The organism is Methylococcus mesophilus, from assembly GCF_026247885.1.
In the GTDB taxonomy this organism is placed as follows: Bacteria; Pseudomonadota; Gammaproteobacteria; order Methylococcales; family Methylococcaceae; genus Methylococcus; species Methylococcus mesophilus.
Window position 1 is genome coordinate 218521 of record NZ_CP110921.1, and the last position, 19511, is coordinate 238031.

The 19511-nt window shown below is 61.9% G+C and carries 21 protein-coding genes; 7 read left to right on the forward strand and 14 right to left on the reverse strand.

Annotated elements, in window-relative coordinates:
- On the forward strand, positions 1–354 hold the full coding sequence (locus OOT43_RS01110; protein ID WP_266022807.1) for a HopJ type III effector protein: 354 nt from the start codon (positions 1–3) through the stop codon (positions 352–354).
- 4 nt (positions 355–358) lie between these two features.
- On the opposite strand, the gene OOT43_RS01115 is transcribed toward OOT43_RS01110, so the two are convergent.
- Both OOT43_RS01115 and OOT43_RS01120 read right to left on the reverse strand, forming a co-directional pair.
- Positions 359–1576: a transglycosylase SLT domain-containing protein gene (locus OOT43_RS01115; protein ID WP_266022808.1), complete on the reverse strand. Its 1218-nt coding sequence runs from the start codon at positions 1574–1576 to the stop codon at positions 359–361.
- A gap of 166 nt (positions 1577–1742) precedes the next feature.
- Positions 1743–3293, reverse strand: coding sequence for an FAD-binding oxidoreductase (locus OOT43_RS01120; protein WP_266022809.1), 1551 nt, complete (start codon positions 3291–3293; stop codon positions 1743–1745).
- Positions 3294–4673: 1380 nt separating this feature from the next.
- On the opposite strand from OOT43_RS01120, the gene OOT43_RS01125 reads away from it, so the two are divergent.
- From OOT43_RS01125 to OOT43_RS01140, 4 genes are all read left to right on the forward strand, one after another.
- Entirely contained in the window at positions 4674–4808 is a 135-nt protein-coding gene (locus tag OOT43_RS01125) for a hypothetical protein (protein ID WP_266022810.1), read from the forward strand.
- A 55-nt stretch (positions 4809–4863) separates the two neighbouring features.
- Complete coding sequence (locus OOT43_RS01130; protein ID WP_266022811.1) at positions 4864–5715, forward strand: class I SAM-dependent methyltransferase; 852 nt, start codon at positions 4864–4866, stop codon at positions 5713–5715.
- 92 nt (positions 5716–5807) lie between these two features.
- The gene (locus tag OOT43_RS01135) at positions 5808–6086 is read left to right on the forward strand and encodes a hypothetical protein (protein ID WP_266022812.1); all 279 of its coding nucleotides are present in this window, start codon (positions 5808–5810) and stop codon (positions 6084–6086) included.
- Entirely contained in the window at positions 6070–6363 is a 294-nt protein-coding gene (locus OOT43_RS01140) for a hypothetical protein (protein ID WP_266022813.1), read from the forward strand. The genes OOT43_RS01135 and OOT43_RS01140 overlap by 17 nt, the downstream gene beginning before the upstream one ends.
- Before the next feature lies 1 nt (position 6364).
- On the opposite strand, the gene OOT43_RS01145 is transcribed toward OOT43_RS01140, so the two are convergent.
- The 12 genes from OOT43_RS01145 to OOT43_RS01200 all read right to left on the reverse strand — a co-directional run bounded on the left by OOT43_RS01145 (position 6365) and on the right by OOT43_RS01200 (position 15368).
- On the reverse strand, positions 6365–6772 hold the full coding sequence (locus tag OOT43_RS01145) for a F0F1 ATP synthase subunit epsilon (protein WP_266022814.1): 408 nt from the start codon (positions 6770–6772) through the stop codon (positions 6365–6367).
- Positions 6769–8154: a F0F1 ATP synthase subunit beta gene (atpD, locus tag OOT43_RS01150; protein ID WP_266022815.1), complete on the reverse strand. Its 1386-nt coding sequence runs from the start codon at positions 8152–8154 to the stop codon at positions 6769–6771. The genes OOT43_RS01145 and atpD overlap by 4 nt, the downstream gene beginning before the upstream one ends.
- 15 nt (positions 8155–8169) lie before the next feature.
- Positions 8170–9024, reverse strand: coding sequence for a 3-mercaptopyruvate sulfurtransferase (gene sseA / locus OOT43_RS01155; protein ID WP_266022816.1), 855 nt, complete (start codon positions 9022–9024; stop codon positions 8170–8172).
- 388 nt (positions 9025–9412) lie between these two features.
- Positions 9413–10546, reverse strand: coding sequence for a succinyl-diaminopimelate desuccinylase (dapE, locus tag OOT43_RS01160; protein WP_266022817.1), 1134 nt, complete (start codon positions 10544–10546; stop codon positions 9413–9415).
- On the reverse strand, positions 10543–10884 hold the full coding sequence (locus OOT43_RS01165) for an arsenate reductase (RefSeq protein ID WP_266022818.1): 342 nt from the start codon (positions 10882–10884) through the stop codon (positions 10543–10545). The genes dapE and OOT43_RS01165 overlap by 4 nt, the downstream gene beginning before the upstream one ends.
- Before the next feature lie 2 nt (positions 10885–10886).
- Positions 10887–11465, reverse strand: coding sequence for a DUF2726 domain-containing protein (locus OOT43_RS01170; protein ID WP_266022819.1), 579 nt, complete (start codon positions 11463–11465; stop codon positions 10887–10889).
- Between the two features lie 123 nt (positions 11466–11588).
- Positions 11589–13376 carry a succinate dehydrogenase flavoprotein subunit gene (gene sdhA / locus OOT43_RS01175; RefSeq protein WP_266022820.1) on the reverse strand — a complete coding sequence of 596 codons (1788 nt, stop codon included), beginning with the start codon at positions 13374–13376 and terminating at the stop codon, positions 11589–11591.
- 5 nt (positions 13377–13381) lie between these two features.
- Positions 13382–13762, reverse strand: coding sequence for a succinate dehydrogenase, hydrophobic membrane anchor protein (gene sdhD, locus OOT43_RS01180; RefSeq protein WP_266022821.1), 381 nt, complete (start codon positions 13760–13762; stop codon positions 13382–13384).
- A gap of 5 nt (positions 13763–13767) precedes the next feature.
- Entirely contained in the window at positions 13768–14184 is a 417-nt protein-coding gene (gene sdhC, locus OOT43_RS01185) for a succinate dehydrogenase, cytochrome b556 subunit (RefSeq protein ID WP_266022822.1), read from the reverse strand.
- 84 nt (positions 14185–14268) lie between these two features.
- On the reverse strand, positions 14269–14481 hold the full coding sequence (locus OOT43_RS01190; RefSeq protein ID WP_266022823.1) for a DUF2970 domain-containing protein: 213 nt from the start codon (positions 14479–14481) through the stop codon (positions 14269–14271).
- Between the two features lie 43 nt (positions 14482–14524).
- Positions 14525–14965 (reverse strand): hypothetical protein, encoded by a 441-nt coding sequence (locus OOT43_RS01195; RefSeq protein ID WP_266022824.1) that lies wholly within the window; start codon positions 14963–14965, stop codon positions 14525–14527.
- Positions 14966–14975: 10 nt separating this feature from the next.
- On the reverse strand, positions 14976–15368 hold the full coding sequence (locus OOT43_RS01200) for a hypothetical protein (RefSeq protein WP_266022825.1): 393 nt from the start codon (positions 15366–15368) through the stop codon (positions 14976–14978).
- A 199-nt stretch (positions 15369–15567) separates the two neighbouring features.
- Here OOT43_RS01200 and metH point away from each other — a divergent pair, with 199 nt between their 5' ends.
- Both metH and OOT43_RS01210 read left to right on the forward strand, forming a co-directional pair.
- Positions 15568–19281: a methionine synthase gene (gene metH, locus OOT43_RS01205; protein WP_266022826.1), complete on the forward strand. Its 3714-nt coding sequence runs from the start codon at positions 15568–15570 to the stop codon at positions 19279–19281.
- Complete coding sequence (locus OOT43_RS01210; RefSeq protein ID WP_266022827.1) at positions 19271–19507, forward strand: glutaredoxin family protein; 237 nt, start codon at positions 19271–19273, stop codon at positions 19505–19507. Before metH ends, OOT43_RS01210 begins: the two co-directional genes overlap by 11 nt.
- Positions 19508–19511 lie beyond the last annotated feature (4 nt).

Sequence of the window (19511 nt, forward strand, 5' to 3'; positions counted from 1 at the left end):
ATGACGACAGAAGAACTCATTGCCCGCGTACGGCAAGGCGACCGCATCGCCTTCAACGATACCATCCAGGCGATCGACTCGATTTATCATTTCACCCCCGCCGAATTTCGCAATGGGCTGGGGAATGATGCCGTGATCAATCCGGCCGGCACCAACTCGGGTTCGTGCAAGATTTTCGGCTTCGCACGGCTGCATGGGCTGTCGGCCGCCGAAACCCTCGCACTGTTCGGCGACTACTACTGGCAGGACGTACTCGGACATCCGGATGGCGACGACCATCGCAACATCCGGACTTTCATGAAATACGGCTGGGAGGGGATCGTCTTTTCGGAAAGCCCTCTGGTACCTCGCTGAGCCGCTAACCCTGCTTGGAAGTCCGAGGGAGAGCCGATAGCGTAGCGCTCCGCCTCCCGCTGCTTTTCCGGGGCGTTGCCGGTTTCGCGCCTTCGAGGCTTGATGCCAGAACCGCGGCGCTCTCGACCGGCAGCAAAACGTCGTAGCTGCGTTTGGGCGGTTGCACGCCGGGCTTGAGGGCAGGGTTCATCTTGAAAAACTCCTGCTCGGGGAGTCGTGATCCGGCGACGACTTCAGACACGCGCACCTTCGAATCGATCTCTACTCTCGCCAAGTAAGGCTTGTCCTGGATTTTCCTGAGTTTCAACCCGTAGCCTTCCGGATTGGCGATAATGCTGGACAACGCCAGTATCCGAGGCACGTAGGCACGGGTTTCGGCCGGCAGATCGAGCGTCCAGAAACTGCCGCCGCGGCCGGCTTTGAGGCTTGCCGAGACCGCCCGCTGCACCGCGCCCTCCCCGGCGTTATAGGCCGCCAGCGCCAGCAGCCAGTCGCCTTTGAAGACGGTACTGAGGTGTTTCAGATAAGACAGGGCGGCGGACGTCGAGGCATGTATGTCGTAACGGCCATCGTAGTTCTCGCCCACGGTGAGTCCGTGTTCTTCGCCCGTGCTCCGCACGATCTGCCACAGGCCGGCGGCATCGCGGCCTGAGAGCGCCTGAGGATCGAACGCGCTTTCGACCATCGGGACCACAAGCACGTCCATGGGCAACCCTTTGCGCTCGATTTCGCTCGCCAGATAATGCAAGAAGGGTTCGCCCCGCCTTGCCAGGGCATCGAGATGAGCCGGGTTGTGCGTGATGGATTCGATTTCTGCGTCCACCGCTTGATGCCGGATGTCCCCCAGAACCAGCTTCTGCCTGATATGCTGCCACAGGCCGTCTTTCCCCGGTTGGCCGGACATCGCCCTGGCCAGGCGCAGACCGGGCGTCACCCTTGCTTTTCGTCGCTTGCCTCCCTGCGCACTTGCGGCTTCGGATTCCTCCTCCATAGGCAGATCGCCTTCCCAGAGGCGGCTGGCGAGCCGGTTCTGCAGAAGCGCCAGATCCGAGGGAAGCCGAACGTAGGACGGGTTATCCGGGTCCGGCTTCCGGGAGGGGGATTCGGCATCGCGATGTGACATCGAATGCTGGCCGGCTGGCGGCAGCGAGTGAGCGCAGGCCGCCAGGAGCGGCGGAAAAGTCAACGTACCGATCAGTCGCGTCGCTCTTCGCAGCAACACAGACCGCCACCTGAGCCCGGCGCCAATGGGAGCAGGCAGGGAAAATCGATTTGTCATAAGCTCATGAATATTTTTGACAAAACTGCTTAGTCCATATCTTATGGATACCTGATTCTGCCTCAAACACCCATCTGTGGCAAGCCTCAACTCCAAGACCAAACGATGCTTACTGGTTCTTCTTCATTTGGCGAATTTCAACCGGCGACGCCCGACCTGCTGCCGATATCTTGTCATATACCTCGTCGAATGCCAGCTTGCATAGCGGCAATTTTTCACGCAGACGATCGTAGCCGCTATGATCGAACATCTGCCTGAAGTCGGTACGGCTCAGAGCCGTTTTTGCATACAGCGCCTGGTAACCCCCATGCCGCAGCACGAACCGTTCAAGAAGAATGAGAACATCCCTGGCATCTACGTCTTTCTTTTTAAGGGCGCCGTAAGCGCCGATATCCACGAACAAATCGTCCTCGACACCGTTCTCGTCGCGGAACGGATGGATGAACCCGTTATCGTGGCCGTTGCGCCATATTGACATGGGAGACAGCCAGAGAGGATAGAGACCCGTCTGCTCGTCAAAATATTCGATGGATTCTTTCAGATATCGAACGGGGATCAGCATATCCTGAATCATCTGGTGGCGCTCCCTCAGCTCCCTCGTGGTCTCGGTTTCTGTATATTTCAGCAACTCAATTCTTGGCGGCAACGCCCAACCCAATAGTGCCCGAAACAACGGATGGTTGCCGAAGGGAATGACGTCTTCCATCATCCAGAAATAGCTCCGCGTATGTCTGTGAAAATAATCCTCTACGGGAATATATTCGACAGCGCTCAAATTCACTTGGAGATGGCTCTCCACATGCTTGAAGAACCAGGGCTTATACCAGCGGGTTATGGGGTTGACAGGACCGTCGCGCTCCGCCATGTCGGCCAATTTGCCGCACATGATGACAGCCTTGTCTTTGCTGTAGACGATCCCTTCCACGAAATCATTCTCGGCGTTCCTTGACTCGAATTCGAATAGCCTTGTCATTTCGTTCAGGGAATATACGGGCTGATAATGCAATCGCACATACCGTTTCGAGGGGATTATTTTCAGTTCCGCAGCTACGAGAAAACCGAGCGTGCCATGACTCCACGGAATCTGATAAAACAGCTCCGGATTTTCAGAACGACTGCAACGAACCAGCTTTCCTTCCGCGGTTACGATTTCGAACGATTCGCATATATGTTGAAACAGTCCGTATTTATGGCTGCTGGTTTCAACGCCGAAACCCATGATCAAGCCACCCACCGTCAAATCGTTCAGTTCGGGAACCACGGGTAGCATCCATCCTTTGGCCTTCAAGCTGGAGGATATCTGTCCCATTGTGACCAGCGGCTCAACCCTTACGACACCTCGAGTCGCATCGATTTCCAAAATATCGTACAAGTCAATATATATTTTCCTGTGAGAATATTTATATCTTGGCACGAGTTCGCTCATGCTTTTCCAACCGGAGCGCCCAGTACACAATTTTTCCTTGCAGCCTTGTTCTCTCCACAGATCGATCTGCTGAGTCACCGCCTTGACTTTCTCTTCATGCCTAGCAGGCGCGCTCCGCCAGAGAAACATGAAGCTATTTCTAAGATTCACATATACAGCGTAGATAACGGAGATGGGCAAGAGAAATAGCGTCGCAAAGATACCGCGGTGGTAGGTTAATATATATTCGAACATGCTTGAATTAATATCGATAAGTACTTATAAAGGCCAAGCCAAGTTACTGAGAATTGCTGATACCGGTTGGTGCGACCCGGTCTCTCCCTGACAGCAGATTATATCAGAACGATCCTTCGCTATCTCAACGGACGCCCGGTTGGATTGCGGATCCGTATTCCGGCATTATAGCGATTAGGATGGCAGGCCGACCGAACACTCCGGCCAGAACTCTTCATGGAGGACTTCGTTGTCCGGCCGTTCGTAAATTCTTGGGAGTTCGTTTATCGTGATTCCCTTTTCGTAGACGGCAATTCGTACCACTGGACGATGGGCTTTGCGGACGGCTTTCGCGGCGGTTTGTCGAAGGTTCGGATTATCCTAGAGGACGCTTTCCCAGCCTTGACCTTGGTTTCTGATCGTTCCTCGCTAGCTTGAACGGCGCCGTTCCGGCTGGCGCTGGCATTTCAGAAGGTGCGCCAACGTTGTTGGTCGACACGCCTGATTTGACCAACTTCGATGTAGCTCGCCTGCCGTTCCAGCTAGGCCGCGCGGACGGTTTCCCTCCAGCGGTGAATTCGGGGGCTTCGATGGCTCTCCCCGTCCACGCAACCTGTTAGGCGGCGTAGCTAATGCGATCCAAGACGCAGCGCCGAGTATCTTGTTGGTGGGGAAGGCATCGCCCTGCTCGTTGGAGTCCGGATGGCTGGTGAGGATCGTGCCAGCTTTTTCGGCATGCTCGACGACCTCGTCATATCAGCTTTCCTCTTTCGAAGGGAGCGAACGCTTGATGCGCTTCACGCCGGACTCGAAGACACCTTATCTTCTGCGGACCCGACGGGGCCAAGGATCCGTGCGGCAGCCGCAGCCGGCGCGCGGTGGCCTGTACGATCAATTCGGGCCGGATTACTAAGCGTTAAGGAAGAAAAGTCATTCGTCACCTCGGCAGGGAGTGCCGAGGTCCCGGTTACATGGACGTATCGGCCTTGCCATCCCCGGCTTCTGGATTCCGCCACAAATCCGCCGGGAGCGGATTTTATGCGGCACATCCCTATGCCCCCTTCGGGCGCTACGCGTGCAAATCGGCTGTCCTGCCGTGAATCCATGCCGGAATGACGTGCGATGCGACATTCATTTTTTTACGCTTAGTAATAGCCACAGGTTTTGGTGATGGCGCGTTTGGCATTTCGGGTACGCGTGGCTCAGCGCGCGCGCGGTGTCATCGAGCCCACACCCACAGGCAGAGCTGCCCTGGTTTCTATCCACCGTTGATCCGGTCTTCGGCAGGCGTCCGCGCTATAAGTAATTGATAATCAGGAATGAGAATAATGGCCCGCTTCGTGCATGTACCGTTGACAGAGCACGGTTTATTCCCGGTGCGGCATTCGGAATACAAAAATCATGAAGTTTCTGGACAAGGCGCTCGATGAGCTAGAAAATTTCTCCGCGGACCAGGACACGGGGCATCACGAACGTACCCTTACCTTCCTCTTGGTCGGCTTCGTTTCACTGATTGTTTTGACTGCGTTGATCTGATACTCGGTAAGGGAAGGCTGGTGCAGGGCCGCATGTCCGATAGACAGGAGTATTCGTGGCCCGGCATTCCCACGATCCGCAACTTCCCTATTTCGATGCATTGCTGGAGAGCTTCGAGGCGGGAGATGCGGCCGTCTCCGAGGCTTTTGGCTGTCATGTCCATTGGGGCTATTGGGACGAAGAACCGGAGCGTGCACCTGGGCCGACCGAGTTCGCGGCGGCGGCCGAGCGTTTGTCCCGAGAGGTCTGGCAAATGGCCGGCGTCCATGACGGTGAACGAGTGGTGGATGTCGGCTGCGGCTTCGGCGGGACGCTGGCCAGCATCGACGCGCATTTCAGTGGGGTTGCCCTCGCCGGCGTCAACATTGACCACCGTCAGTTGCTCCGTGCCGCCCGGAGGCGTGCCGCCAACGCAGGAAATACCCTGGCGTGGATTCGGGCCGACGCCTGCGCACTGCCTTTCGCCGATGCGTCCTGCGACGTCGTTCTCGCAGTTGAGTGCATCTTCCATTTCCCCGACCGTCGACGCTTTTTTTCCGAAGCCTCGCGGGTGTTGAAGCCCGGCGGCCGGCTGGCATTGTCCGATTTCGTGCCGCGCCGAGCGCTGTTGCCGGCCATCGTGGCCGCAGGCTTCTGGCCGGGTTCCCGCGGGTTCTACGGCAAGGTCGACATGCGCTACACGGCGGGCCGTTATGCGAAGCTCGCCGCCGAAACCGGCTTTGTGCAGTTGCTCGATCGCGACATCACCCGCCACACGCTGCCCACCTATCCGTTCCTGCGTCGCTTGAGGCCGCGGCTGCGAGAGCTTCGGTCATCCGCTATGGCTGAAACGCTGTTCGCCGAGCTGGCCAGCCGACTGGGGCTCTTGCGCTATCGTATCCTCGCGTTCCGCAAGCCGGGCGATTGAGCCGGGAATCAGGTGCGGGCCGAGAACTCGCGTGCTTGCACACGTGAAACCGGCTATTCTCTGCGCTCCTTCATCGGCAGCGGGAGACCGTCTTGAAATTCCGGCAAAAGGTTTTGAGCAGAGCCACGGCAGGATGCCTGGCGGTCCTCGGGGGCGGCTGCGGCGATCCCGGCTATCAGGGATATTTGAACCAGGATGAGCCTTTCGGCTATTACTCCGTGGGTGCAGGCAATCCCTACGCCGGCATGGGCTATTACGGCGGCTATGGGGGCCTCTACGGCGATCCTTATTATTACTATGGGATGCCATACGGCATGGGCGGCTATTGGGGGGATCCTTACGTAGGCGTCGTCGATGACCACCATCGCTGAGCCCGGAGCTTCGATGCTGCGTTTTCTTGCTCCTCTGGCCGCCTGCGCATTGGCCGGCTGCGGACCAGGACCCGATGCCTATCTGACCCAGGACGGCGAACCCATGGGCTATTATGCCGGCGCAGCGGGCAACCCTCTGGGCGGGGGAGGCTTCTATGGCGGCAACCCATACTATTACTACGGCATGCCTTATGCCGGACCTTACGGATACGGCGTCGGCGGCGGATATATGGGCGCCGGGTCGCTGAACGGCGGCTACTGGGGAGGTCCGTGGTGATCTAAAGCTTGATCCCCTCGCGCCGCAGCTGCCAAAGTCGTTTCAACATGTGCTGCTCCAGTGCCCTGATGCTGGCTCGGGTTTCCGCCAGCGTCCGTTCTTCGGTTTCCAGTTCTTCCCGCAAAGCCGTGGCGGCGATCCGGTAGTCGTCGTAGAGATAGAACCGCCGGGTCAGGAGTTCGAGCCGGTTGTCGGCGAAGTTCAGCACGGCGCCGGGCAGGGCCAAGTAGCGCCAGGCGGCGTCCTCCGGCTTGAACCGGGCGAGGCCGAACCCTAAGGCCGCGATCAGGGGCGCGTGTCCGGCTCGGATGGCGAAGCTGCCCGTGTCGTCGACGCCGACGAAGGTTTCGATACCCTTCAGCTCTTCGCAGCGGTGGGTGTCCCGGAGACAGAGCGCGAAGGTCCTCATGCGCCGCGCTCCAGCATTCCGCGCATGTAGCATTCCTCTTCCGCCAAATCGTCGTAGTGCCCGGCCAGAAAGCCGTCGCAATCCCTGAGTGTGGCTTCCAGCGGCACGCTGACGCCGGCGAGACCGGTGTGCTGGGCTGTGACGAAGAAAGGCTGGGTCAGATAGCGCTGGAGTTTGCGCGCCCGTAGCACGACGAGCCGGTCCGCCGGCGACAGTTCCTCCAGCCCCAGCATGGCGATGATGTCTTCCAGCTCCCGGTAGCGGGCCAGATGTTCCCGCACTCCCTGGGCGATCGTGTAATGGTCGTCTCCGATCACGTGCCGGTCCATCAGCCTGCTGCTTGAGGCCAGCGGGTCGATCGCCGGATAGATGCCCTTGCCCGCCTGGGCGCGCGACAGCACCACGGTGGTGTCGAGGTGGCTGAGGATGGCGGCCACGGCGGGGTCGGTCATGTCATCGGCGGGCACGTACACGGCCTGTACCGAGGTGATCGCACCGGCAGCGGTCGAGGTGATGCGTTCCTCGATTTCCGCCACCTCGGTGGCCAGGGTCGGCTGGTAACCCACGGTCGCGGGCATCCGGCCCAGCAGGCTGGAAATCTCGCTGCCGGCCTGGACGAAGCGGAACACGTTGTCGATGAGGAGCAGCACCTCGGTATGCAGCGTATCACGGAGGTATTCGGCGTAGGTCAGGGCGGTCAGCCCGACCCGGAATCGCACGCCGGGCGACTCGTCCATTTGGCCGTACACCAGCAGCGATTTGTCCAGGACGCCGGCTTCGGCCAGGTCATGCCAGAGCTCGTGGCCTTCGCGGATACGTTCGCCCACGCCGGCGAAGACCGACACGCCCCGGTGCAGGGCGATGACGGCGTGCATGAATTCCATGATGAGTACCGTTTTGCCCACACCGGCACCGCCGAACAGGCCGGTCTTGCCGCCGCGGGCGAAGGGGCACAGCAGGTCGATGACCTTGATTCCGGTCTCCAGCGTATCGCTGTTCGCCAGCGACTCGGCCAACGGGGGAGGCGGGCGATGGGCGTTACGGTATTCGGAGTCCGGCAGGGGCGGGCCGCCGTCCAGCGGTTCGCCGAAAAGATTCACCAGCCGGCCCAGGCAGCCGCCGGAAACCGGGACCTGCAGCGGCGCCCCGAGATCGCGGACCGCCATGCCGCGCTGCAGACCCGCAGTGCGGTGGAGAGTGACGGCGCGGACATGGCCTTCGTCCACGTGCTGGTGGACTTCGAACAGATAGGTTTCATGGTCGATCCGGCTATACAACGCCTGCCGAAGCGGCGGCAGCGTCTGGCAAGCGATCACCACCACCGGGCCGTGCACCTCGGCGATGCTGCCGATGACCGGGGCGTCCTCCGAGGTAGCGGTCATGCGCGGGAAGGCCGTTCAGCCGGTTTCGACCGGGGTGTCGGTCCGCCCGCCCCATTCGGTCCAGGAGCCGTCGTAGACCGCGGCGTCGGGACGTCCCAACAGGTAGAGGCCCAGCGCCAGGATCGAGGCCGTGACCCCCGTTCCGCAGGTGGCAGCCACCGGGCGGGCAAGGTCGATGCCGGCTTCGCGGTAGAGCGCTTCCAGTTCGGCAACCGGTTTAAGGCCTTGGGTTGCTTCGTCGATAAGGCGTTTGAAGAACAGATTACGGCTGCCCGGAATATGCCCGGAGCGCAAGCCGGCCCGCGGTTCCGGCTCGGTGCCGGCGAATCGGCCTGGCGAGCGGGCATCCAGAACCTGGACGGTCCGGTCATCGCACAGCCGCCGCATGGTTTCGAGATTCAGTACCAGTTCTGGACGGAATCCGGGCCGGAAGGCGCGGTCAGGGCCGGCCGTGTCTTCGCTGGATACCGGCAGGCCCAGCGCCTGCCACCGCCTGAACCCGCCGTCGAGCACCGATACCCGATCATGGCCAAACACCCGGAACGTCCACCAGACCCGGGCCGAAGCCATGAAGTCGTTGCCGTCGTAAGCGATGACATGGCTGTCGTTGGCTATGCCCAGCCGGCCAACCTGCTCGGCGAAGAACTCAGGGGCAGGCAGCATGTGGGGCAAGGGATTGCAGGTGTCCGCGATCGCGTCGACGTCGAAGAAGCGGGCGCCCGGAATGTGGGCGGCGGCGAATTCGGCCCTGGCGTCGCGCTGCTGGGCCGGCATGAAGAAGCTGGCGTCGACTACCGCGACCCGGGGATCGTGCAGGTGCTCGGCCAGCCAGCGGGCCTCGACGATGGGAGGGAAGACAGTGTCGGGCATGGAACAGTCCTGAAATCTCGAAGGGTCTCAGGATGATACCATCGCCGTCTGCCCATCCGGCGGACAAAAAAAGACCCGCCGAAGTGGCAGGTCAAGCGTGAGCTCTATGGCACACGAGGAGGAGACCGTCGATGTGTGGGAAATCGGGCTCGGCGCCTATTTTCCGAGCGAGCGGTAATGGTTCCAGCAATAGCCGACGCTGCCGGCGAAGGTGCCGAAGACCGCCGTGAACAGGACAAGTTCGAGACCAGTCATAAGAAATACCTCGAGCCTGGAAAGTGGAACACGGCTCTAGGTTATAGAGATGCCATTGTGTTGACAATGGTGGGCAGCGGTAATTAATTGTTAACTGAACGAAGCGTATTTGCTGTGGTCCGCTTCGGCGGGATCAGGCCGTTGCCTGCAGATTGTCGAGGATGCGTTCGTAAATCGCGGACAGTGTTTCGATGTCCTCGAGGTCGACGTGTTCGTCGATCTTGTGGATGCTGCCGTTGAGCGGTCCCAGTTCCACCACTTGGGCACCGGTCGGGGCTATGAAGCGGCCGTCGGATGTGCCGCCGCCGGTGTCGGCACGCGTGCTGCGGCCGGTGACTGCCGCGATGGCGTCGCGGGTTGCGTTCACCAGCTCCTTTTCCCGGGTCAGAAAGGGCGCGCCGGACAACCGCCAGCTCAACTCGTAGCGGAGGCCGTGGCGGTCGAGAATGGCTTTGACCCGCCGCTGTATGTCCTCTACCGTGAGTTCGGTCGAAAAGCGGAAATTGAACAGGAGCTCGAGCCTGCCGGGAATGACGTTGTCCGCACCGGTCCCGGCGCGGATGTTGGAGACCTGGAAGCTGGTGGGCGGGAAGAATTCATTCCCCTCATCCCACACTTCGGACGTCAGTTCGTGGAGTGCGGGAGCGAAGCGGTGGATGGGATTGTCCGCCTTATGCGGATAGGCGACATGGCCCTGCACGCCCAGAACCCGCAGCACGCCACACAAGGAGCCGCGGCGGCCGACCCGGATGACGTCGCCCAGCAGATCGAAGCTCGAAGGTTCGCCAACCAGGCACCAGTCGATCGCCGTGCCTCTTGATTTCAGGACCTCCACCACTTTGACCACGCCGTCGTGGGCCGAGCCTTCCTCGTCGCTGGTGAGCAGGACGGCGATGGAACCCCGGTGCTCCGGGTGCCGGGCGACGAAGCGCTGCAAGGCCGTGGTCATGGCGGCGATGCTGCCCTTCATGTCGGCCGCTCCACGCCCGTACAACCTGCCGTCGCGGATTTCGGGCTCGAAGGGTGGGGACGACCAGTCTTCCAAGGGACCCGGCGGTACTACGTCGGTATGGCCCAGAAACACGAAGAGCGGCGCCGCATCGCCGCGCCTGAGCCAGAGGTTCTTGGTGTCGCCGAAGTTCAGCCATTCGGCACGGAAGCCTTGCGGCGCCAGCCATTCGATCACCAGGTCCATGCAGCCGGCGTCTTCGGGGGTGACGGACTCGCGCCGGATCAGTTCGATGGCGAGGCTAAGAGTATCGCTCATGGGTCGGACAGGAAGTCGGCAAGGCCGAGAAAAAATTTGCCCGCGTCTTCGATGACCGGGCGCTTGATCAGCGCGGGGTGTTCCAGCATCAGTTCCATCGCGCGGGTCCGGTCGAGCGGCGCGCGGGCGGCTTCCGGAAGCGCGCGCCACGTGGTACTGCGGCGGTTGAGCAGGTTCTCCCAGCCCAAGCCGATCTCCATGCGTTCGAGCAGCAGAGGGTCCAGCCCGTCGGTACGGAGATCGTGGAAGCGCGAGGCGCGACCCCGGCTTTCCAAGGTTTGGCGCGCTTTGCGGCAGGCATCGCAGCTGGCGATGCCATAGAGGGTGAGGGTGGCCATGTTCAGAACTTGAGGTCTTCCAGGCTCGATATCCGCGGCTCGATCCGGCCACCCTCGCTGTCGCCGTGAATGATCGCGGGTTCCCGGCGGATTTCGTCCCTGACCTGCCGGGCGATTTCACCCGGGTCGTAATACGGGCTGGCCGGAATGCGGATCAACGGCAGTCCGGCGGCGTGGCACAGCAGCGCGACCGGGTCGTCCGCTTCCTGAGACTTTCGTCCTGCCGCGTGCTCGGTAAGCTCTACGATCCCTGCGACGGACAGGTCGGCCTTGTGGCAGAGCACGAACGTGAAGCGGCGGCCAGCCATCGACTGATAAAGTTCAGCCGCCTCCTTGCGGGCAATGCTGCGATGCGGAGACAGGATGTCGCTCGCGCGGATTTTGGCGAAGATTTCGAATTCTTCCTCGACTGCGCTTTTCAGAACGGCAAACAAGGCATGTTCTTCCGGGGAGAACAGGACCCGCTTGATTTGGCAGGGAAGGCTGCGGGCGCGCCTAAGCCTGCGGCGGGGGATGGCGCGCATCAGCCCGCCGACTGCCACGAGAGCCGCCGCGCCATAAATGTACCAAAGCCAGTTCATCGGGATGCCGAGTTGACGCAGGGAAATTTGGTTAACGCGTAAAGATACCAGAGCTGACGCGCGATTTCCCGCAAGGTTGGGAAAATTCGGGAAGCGGTGTCTTTCCGCGGAGGGAATGGCAGCTCAATACACCCGCCTCTGGGGCGGTATCGGCTCAACGTCTGAGGTCAAAGTATGGAGGTGGACCGGCCGGTAGCCGATGGTCGTGTCGTGCCGTTCATCGAGCCAAAGCAGCGAATGCTTGAGCCAGTTGACATCGTCCCGCTCCGGGAAATCCTCGCGGGCATGGCTGCCGCGGCTTTCCTCCCGGTTGAGCGCCGCGGCGACGGTCGCCATCGCCTGCTGGAGAAGGTTTTCCAACTCCAGGGTTTCGAGCAGATCGGTGTTCCAGATCAATGAGCGGTCCCGAATGCACACATCACCGAAGGATTCCAGGATCCGCTTGAGCTCTTTCACCCCGTCCCGCAATACCTCGCCGGTCCGGAACACGCTGGCGTGGCGCTGCATCGTGCGCTGCATGTCCAGTCGGATTTCCGCGGTGCGGCGGCTGCCGTCTGCATGGCGCAGTCGGTCGAAGCGGGCCAGGACGACGTCGCAGGCGCCCTCGGGCAGCGCCTTGTGCGTCTGGCGCGGACGGATCAATTCGGCGCAACGCAGCGCGGCTGCCCGCCCGAAGACCACCAGGTCCAGGAGCGAGTTCGATCCGAGCCGGTTGGCGCCGTGCACGGAGACACAGGCGCCCTCGCCGATCGCCATCAGGCCGGGCACTACGGCTTCCGGATTCCCGTCCTTCAGAGTCACGACCTCGGCGCGGTAGTTGGTGGGAACGCCTCCCATGTTGTAATGCACGGTCGGCAGTACCGGGATCGGTTCGCGGGCCACGTCGATGCCGCCGAAGATCCGGGCGGTTTCCGCGACGCCGGGCAGGCGTTCGTGGATGACCGCCGGGTCGAGATGTTCCAGATGCAGATGCAGATGGTCCTTTTCCGGGCCGAGGCCGCGGCCTTCACGGATCTCGATTGTCATGGCACGGCTGACCACGTCGCGTGAGGCGAGATCCTTCGCATGCGGGGCATAGCGCTCCATGAAGCGCTCGCCTTCGGAATTGGTGAGAAAACCGCCTTCGCCCCGCACGCCCTCGGTGATAAGGCAGCCGGCGCCGTAGATGCCGGTGGGATGAAACTGGACGAATTCCATGTCCTGCAAGGGAAGCCCGGCCCGCAGCGCCATCGCATTGCCATCGCCGGTGCAGGTATGGGCCGAAGTGGACGAGAAATAAGTCCGTCCGTAGCCGCCGGTCGCAAGCAGCGTCATGTGCGCCCGGAATAGATGCAAGGTGCCGTCGTCCAAACGCCAAGCCAGCACACCGCGGCATTCGCCTTCATCCATGATGAGATCGAGCGCGAAGTATTCGACAAAGAACTCGGCTTCGTGTTTCAGCGACTGTTGGTACAGGGTCTGCAGGATGGCATGGCCGGTATGGTCTGCCGCGGCGCAGGTGCGCTGGGCTACGCCTTTGCCGCAGCGCGTGGTCATGCCGCCAAAGGGGCGTTGGTAAATCTTGCCGTTTTCGGTGCGCGAGAACGGAACGCCGTAGTGTTCCAGTTCGATGACCGCCGGCACGGCCTCCCGGCACATGTATTCGATCGCGTCTTGGTCGCCCAGCCAGTCCGAGCCCTTGACTGTGTCGTACATGTGCCAGCGCCAGTCGTCCTCGCCCATGTTGCCGAGCGCGGCGCTGATGCCGCCCTGGGCTGCCACGGTATGGCTGCGGGTGGGAAATACCTTGGTGATGCAGGCGGTCTTGAGGCCCTTCTCGGCCATCCCCAGGGTGGCGCGCAATCCCGCACCGCCGGCGCCGACCACGACGGCATCGTAGGTGTGTCGGATGATTTCGTAGGCCTTGCTCATTTCTGCTACGCGAATACGATGCGGAGGGTGGCGTAGACCGCTGCCAGCGTAAGAAAACAAACCACCAGCTTGACGCCGAGAATGCCGACCAGCTTGAGCCAGTCGAGATGGACGTAGTCCTCGATGATGACCTGCAAGCCGAGCATGGTGTGGTAGAAGACGATCAGTATGAAGGACAGGAGCAGCAGGGTATTCCATGGCACGTTGAGCCATGCCACCAGTTCGGCATGACTGGCGGAAGGAAGCAGCGCCACGCTGAAGGCGAACCAGAGTCCCAGCGGAACCAGGGCTACCGCCGTTACCCGCTGCCGCCACCAGTCATGCAGTCCTTCGCGGGCGGAACCGAGGCCGCGGGCCCGGGCGAGCGGGGTCCGGTAATTCTTCATCGGCTTCAGCTCCGGGCGATGGTGGCGACGGCGACCGCCAGTAACATCACCAGGGTAGCCGCAAGTTCGCCCAATGCGTAGTAGGTCAGGGAGTTCCGCGAGAAACCGTGTCCGGTATCCCAGGCGAGATGCCGAATGCCGTGGCATAGATGAAAAAGCAGAGCGGCGATCCAGGTCCAAAGCAGGATTCTGCCCGCGATGCCGGACAGGAATGCGTGGACCGGTGCATAGGCCGACGGCCCCTGTACCACCGACATGAGCACCAGCACCAGCCCGACCAGTCCCAGACTGAGCAGGATTCCGGTGATCCGGTGGGTGACGGAGAGCAGCGCGGTGACCGGCAGGCGATAGGCCTGGAGATGAGGGGAAAGTGGACGTTCGCAGACGGACGTGCGGGGCGGCTCGGTGTTCATTCTCTCCATGGGCGGCGCGGTATCCTCCCGGGTCAGGTTCCGCCGCCGCGTGTGGCTCGCTCGCGATCGCACCGGAGGCTCATGGCGCCGGTGTCACTTTCCAGTGCCGCTTAGAACGAGCTTTACCACACCGTACACCGTCAGGACAAAAAGGACCGTTCCGATGATGCCAGCCACGATGTACGCCTTGGCGGAGCCATGCTGGAAATCGCGGAGCCGGTTTTTTTCGCTCTGTACGCCGAACGCGCCGGCCAGCGTGCTGGCGACCACTTGCAGCAGATTGGGTTTGTCTTGGGTATCGGACATGCTGGGTGTCGAGTTCGCGGAACGTCCCTGTTCCAGCCGTCTGTCAGGATGCCGGACTGGATGAATTCTTCCGGAGCAGATAGTACTTGATTCCGAAGGCGCCAGCGATCACCAGGAGCACCAAGCCCACGGCGATCTTGTCGCTGCTGATCACGTCTTCGTCCACGTTCAGGCCATAAGTGCGCACATAGGTGCTCAGGAAATAAAGCGTCTGAACCGTGGCGATGGAGAGAGTCAGGGAGACGATGAACTTGTCGGCGATCGGGTGCTCCGAAAATGCCATCTTGTCGAAGAAAAGCTTGGTGATCAGATAGCCCGGTACGAACATTTCCAGGATAGTGATCACGAAGCGTTCGACCCAGTAGAACGGGGAGGTCGTGGCGAACACCGACAGCAGGATGATGACGATAGCGCTCACGCCGGCGATGCCGATCCAGAGCTTTTTGTCTACTTCGCTGAATTCCAAAAAGTCGCTGATTTTCATTATTTTTCTCCTAGCGTTTCTTGAAGAAATAGAAACCCTCTATTCCCCCTTTCAAAATCATGCTGTCGGCGGATTTTTCCTGAACCGCGTAATCGATCGTCTTGCCGGGGCGGCCGGGATCGTCGGCGGAGATCTTGCCGTTCACGATCTGGTACTTCCATTCGTGCACGTCATTCATCTTCAGGTGCCGGTTGTAGCCGGAGGTCACGATGACGCCGTCGGCGCGGAAGTCCCAGGTGCGGTTCTCCTCGATGCGAGGGCCTTTCAACGACGAAGACACCGTTTCGAGCTGCCAGGTCCCCACGATTTCGCTCGCATCCTTCAGGAAAACATCCGCGACTGCCGTGCCTGCCGATAGTCCCGCGAGCAGCGCAATGCCCGTCAGGGTGGAAAAACGCTTCATTCCGATCCTCCTCATAAGTGCCCGTTGCGGGATGATGCCTCTCCTTCCGTCCGGACGGGAATCGGAGGAAAGCGCTCGTCGTAACCCGAGTTCCTTTCAATTGTCTCCCGGTTGACTCGCATCTGGCAAGGAACCCGCCAAGTTTATCCATGGGGCCCAAGCGAATACAATGGAGCGCTTTTCGCCTTAGCTCTGGACCATGACCATTGCCGTTACCGCTGCGGAGCGCTCGTCGCTTCTAAGAAGCCTGCTCAAGGAGCGCATCCTGTTTCTCGATGGCGCCATGGGTACCATGATCCAGCGCTACAAGCTGGAGGAAGCCGACTACCGGGGCGTGCGCTTCGCCGCATGGCCGCAGGATGTCAAGGGCAACAATGATCTGCTCTCGCTGACGCGTCCGGACGTGATCGAGGCCATCCATTGGGCCTACCTCGAAGCCGGCGCCGACATCCTGGAAACCAACACCTTCAACGCCACCCGCATCAGCATGGCGGACTACGGCATGGAGGCGCTGGTTTACGAGATCAACGTGGCTTCGGCCCGGCTGGCACGGCAAGTGGCGGACCGCATGAGCGAGCGGACCCCGGACAGGCCGCGCTTCGTCGCCGGCGTGCTGGGGCCGACCAGCCGGACCGCGTCGATTTCGCCTTCGGTGAACGACCCGGGTTTCCGCAACATCAGTTTCGACGAGCTGGTGGCGTCCTATACCGAGGCGGTGCAGGGTCTGGTCGACGGCGGCGCCGACATCGTTCTGATCGAAACCATTTTCGACACCCTTAACGCCAAGGCGGCGATTTTCGCCGTGGATCAGTTCTTCGAGCGGCAAGGCATCAGCTTGCCGGTGATGATCTCGGGGACCATCACCGACGCTTCCGGCCGCACCCTGTCGGGCCAGACCGCGGAAGCCTTCTGGAATTCGCTGCGCCATGCCCGGCCGATTTCGATCGGCCTGAACTGCGCGCTCGGCGCCAAGCAGTTGCGGCAGTACGTCGAGGAGCTGTCGCGCATCGCCGATACCCATGTCTCGGCCCATCCCAACGCGGGCCTGCCCAACGAGTTCGGCGAGTACGACGAATCGCCCGAGGCCATGGCGCGCGAGATCGCCGACTGGGCCGAACAGGGCTTCCTCAACATCATCGGCGGCTGCTGCGGCACCACGCCGCCGCACATCAAAGCGATCCACGATGCGGTCGAACATTTCCCGCCGCGGCGGATCCCCGGGATTCCCCCGGCCTGCCGGCTGGCTGGGCTGGAGCCCTGCAACATCACCGCGGACTCGCTGTTCGTCAACGTCGGCGAGCGCACCAACGTCACCGGCTCGGCGGCATTCCGGCGCCTGATCCGCGACGAGAAATACGACGAGGCCCTGGACGTCGCCCGCCAGCAGGTCGAGAGCGGCGCCCAGGTCATCGACGTCAACATGGACGAGGGCATGCTGGATTCGCGTGCCGCGATGGTGCAGTTCCTCAACCTCATCGCCTCCGAGCCGGACATCGCGCGGGTACCGGTGATGATCGATTCGTCCAAGTGGGACATCCTGGAAGCCGGGCTCAAGTGCATCCAGGGCAAGGGCATCGTCAACTCGATCTCGCTCAAGGAGGGGGAGGAGGCCTTTCTCCACCATGCGCGGCTGGTACGCCGCTACGGCGCGGCGGTGATCGTCATGGCCTTCGACGAGCAGGGCCAGGCCGACACCCGCGAGCGCAAGATCGAGATCTGCGAGCGCGCCTACGAACTGCTGACTGAACAGGTCGGGTTCCCGGCCGAGGACATCATCTTCGATCCGAATATTTTCGCGGTGGCGACCGGCATCGAGGAGCACAACCGCTACGGCCTGGATTTCATCGAAGCCGTGGCCGAGATCAAGGCCCGGCTGCCGCATGCGCTGATCTCCGGCGGCGTCTCCAACGTGTCGTTCTCGTTCCGTGGCAATAACCCGGTGCGCGAGGCGATCCACGCGGTGTTCCTGTATCACGCCATCCGCGCCGGGATGGACATGGGGATCGTCAACGCCGGCCAGCTGGCGATTTACGAAGAGGTGCCGGCGGATCTGCGCGATGCGGTGGAAGACGTCATCCTGGCGCGGCGCGAGGATGGGACCGAGCGCCTGCTTGCCATCGCCGACCATTACCGGGGCGAGGAGGGCGCCGTGGCCGAGCGCAAGGCCGACCAAGCCTGGCGCGCCCTGCCGGTGGACAAGCGGCTGGAACATGCCCTGGTCAAGGGCATCGACGAATTCATCGAAGCCGATACCGAAGAGGCCCGCCAGCAGTTCGAGCGGCCGCTGCACGTCATCGAGGGGCCGCTGATGGCCGGGATGAACGTGGTCGGCGATTTGTTCGGCGCCGGCAAGATGTTCCTGCCCCAGGTGGTCAAATCGGCCCGGGTGATGAAGAAGGCCGTGGCCTACCTGATGCCGTACATGGACGCGGAGCGGAGCGGCGGGGTCGCCAGCTCCAACGGCAAGATCCTGATGGCGACGGTGAAGGGCGACGTGCACGATATCGGCAAGAACATCGTCGGCGTGGTGCTGCAATGCAACGGCTTCGAGGTCGTCGACCTGGGCGTGATGGTGGCCTGCGACAGGATTTTGCAGACAGCCCGCGAGGAAAACGTCGACATCATCGGCTTGTCCGGCCTGATTACGCCATCGCTGGACGAGATGGTGCACGTCGCCAAGGAAATGGAGCGGCTCGGCTTCGAGATTCCGCTCATGATCGGCGGCGCGACGACTTCGCGGGCGCACACGGCGGTCAAGATCGAGCCCAATTACCGGGGGCCGACCGTTTACGTGACCGATGCCTCGCGCAGCGTCGGTGTGGCGAGCAGTCTCCTGAGCGGAGATCTCAAGGACGAATTCACCGCCAGGGTGCGCAAGGAATACGAGGAGGTGCGGCGGCATCACGCAGGACGGCGGGCCCAAGGCACGTTGCTGAGTCTGGAGCAGGCGCGTGCCAAGGCTTTCCGTACCGACTGGGCGCATTACGCGCCGCCGAAGCCGCGCATATTGGGGCTGGAGGTATTCGACGCCTATCCTCTGGAAGAGATCGCCGAGTACATCGACTGGTCGCCGTTCTTCCACACCTGGGAACTGGCCGGCAGCTATCCGAAGATCCTCGACGACGAAGTCGTGGGCGAGCACGCCCGCACCCTGCTGCAGGACGCCCGCGCCATGCTGGCGCTCCTGATCGAACAGCGCTGGCTCACGGCCCGCGGCGTGATCGGTTTTTTTCCGGCTAATTCGGAAGGGGACGACATCGTGCTGTGGACCGACGAGAGCCGGACCGAGCGCTTGGCGGTGCTGCACCATCTGCGCCAGCAGCAGGAGAAACCGGGCGGCCAGCCAGACTATTGCCTGGCGGATTTCATCGCGCCGGTCGGCAGCGGGGCGGCGGACTACGTGGGCGGTTTCGCGGTCACCGCGGGGCACGGCATCGAGGCGCAGTTGGAGTGCTTCGCGCAGGCCCACGACGACTACAGCGGCATCATGTTGAAGTCCCTCGCCGACCGGCTGGCCGAGGCTTTCGCGGAGCTGATGCACCGGCGGGTGCGGCGGGAGTTCTGGGGCTATGCGCCGGACGAGGCGCTGGCCAACGAACATCTGATTGCCGAGGAATACCGCGGCATACGGCCGGCACCGGGCTATCCGGCCTGCCCCGACCACACCGAAAAGGCCACGCTGTTCCGCCTGCTGGACGCCGAAGCCAACACCGGCATCGCGCTGACCGAAAGCTTCGCCATGTATCCGGCTTCCTCGGTGAGCGGCTGGTATTTCTCGCACCCGTCGGCGAAATATTTCAACGTCGGCAAGCTCGGCCGCGATCAAGCCGAGGACTATGCCCGGCGCAAGGGGATGGCGGTACGCGAGGTCGAGCGCTGGCTGGCTTCCAGTCTCGGCTACGATGCCGACTGAGTCCGGCTTGCTTTTATACGGCACGGACGGTTGCCATCTGTGCGAGGAGGCCGAGTCGGTGCTGGCGAGTCTGGGGGTGGCGGCGACGGCGGTGGACATCGCCGGCGATGACGATCTGTTGCAGCGGTACGGCATCCGGATTCCGGTGCTGCGGGACGGCGCGGGGCGCGAACTGGGCTGGCCGTTCGACGCCGCGGCGGCGCGGCGGTTTCTTGAGCACGAATGAATCG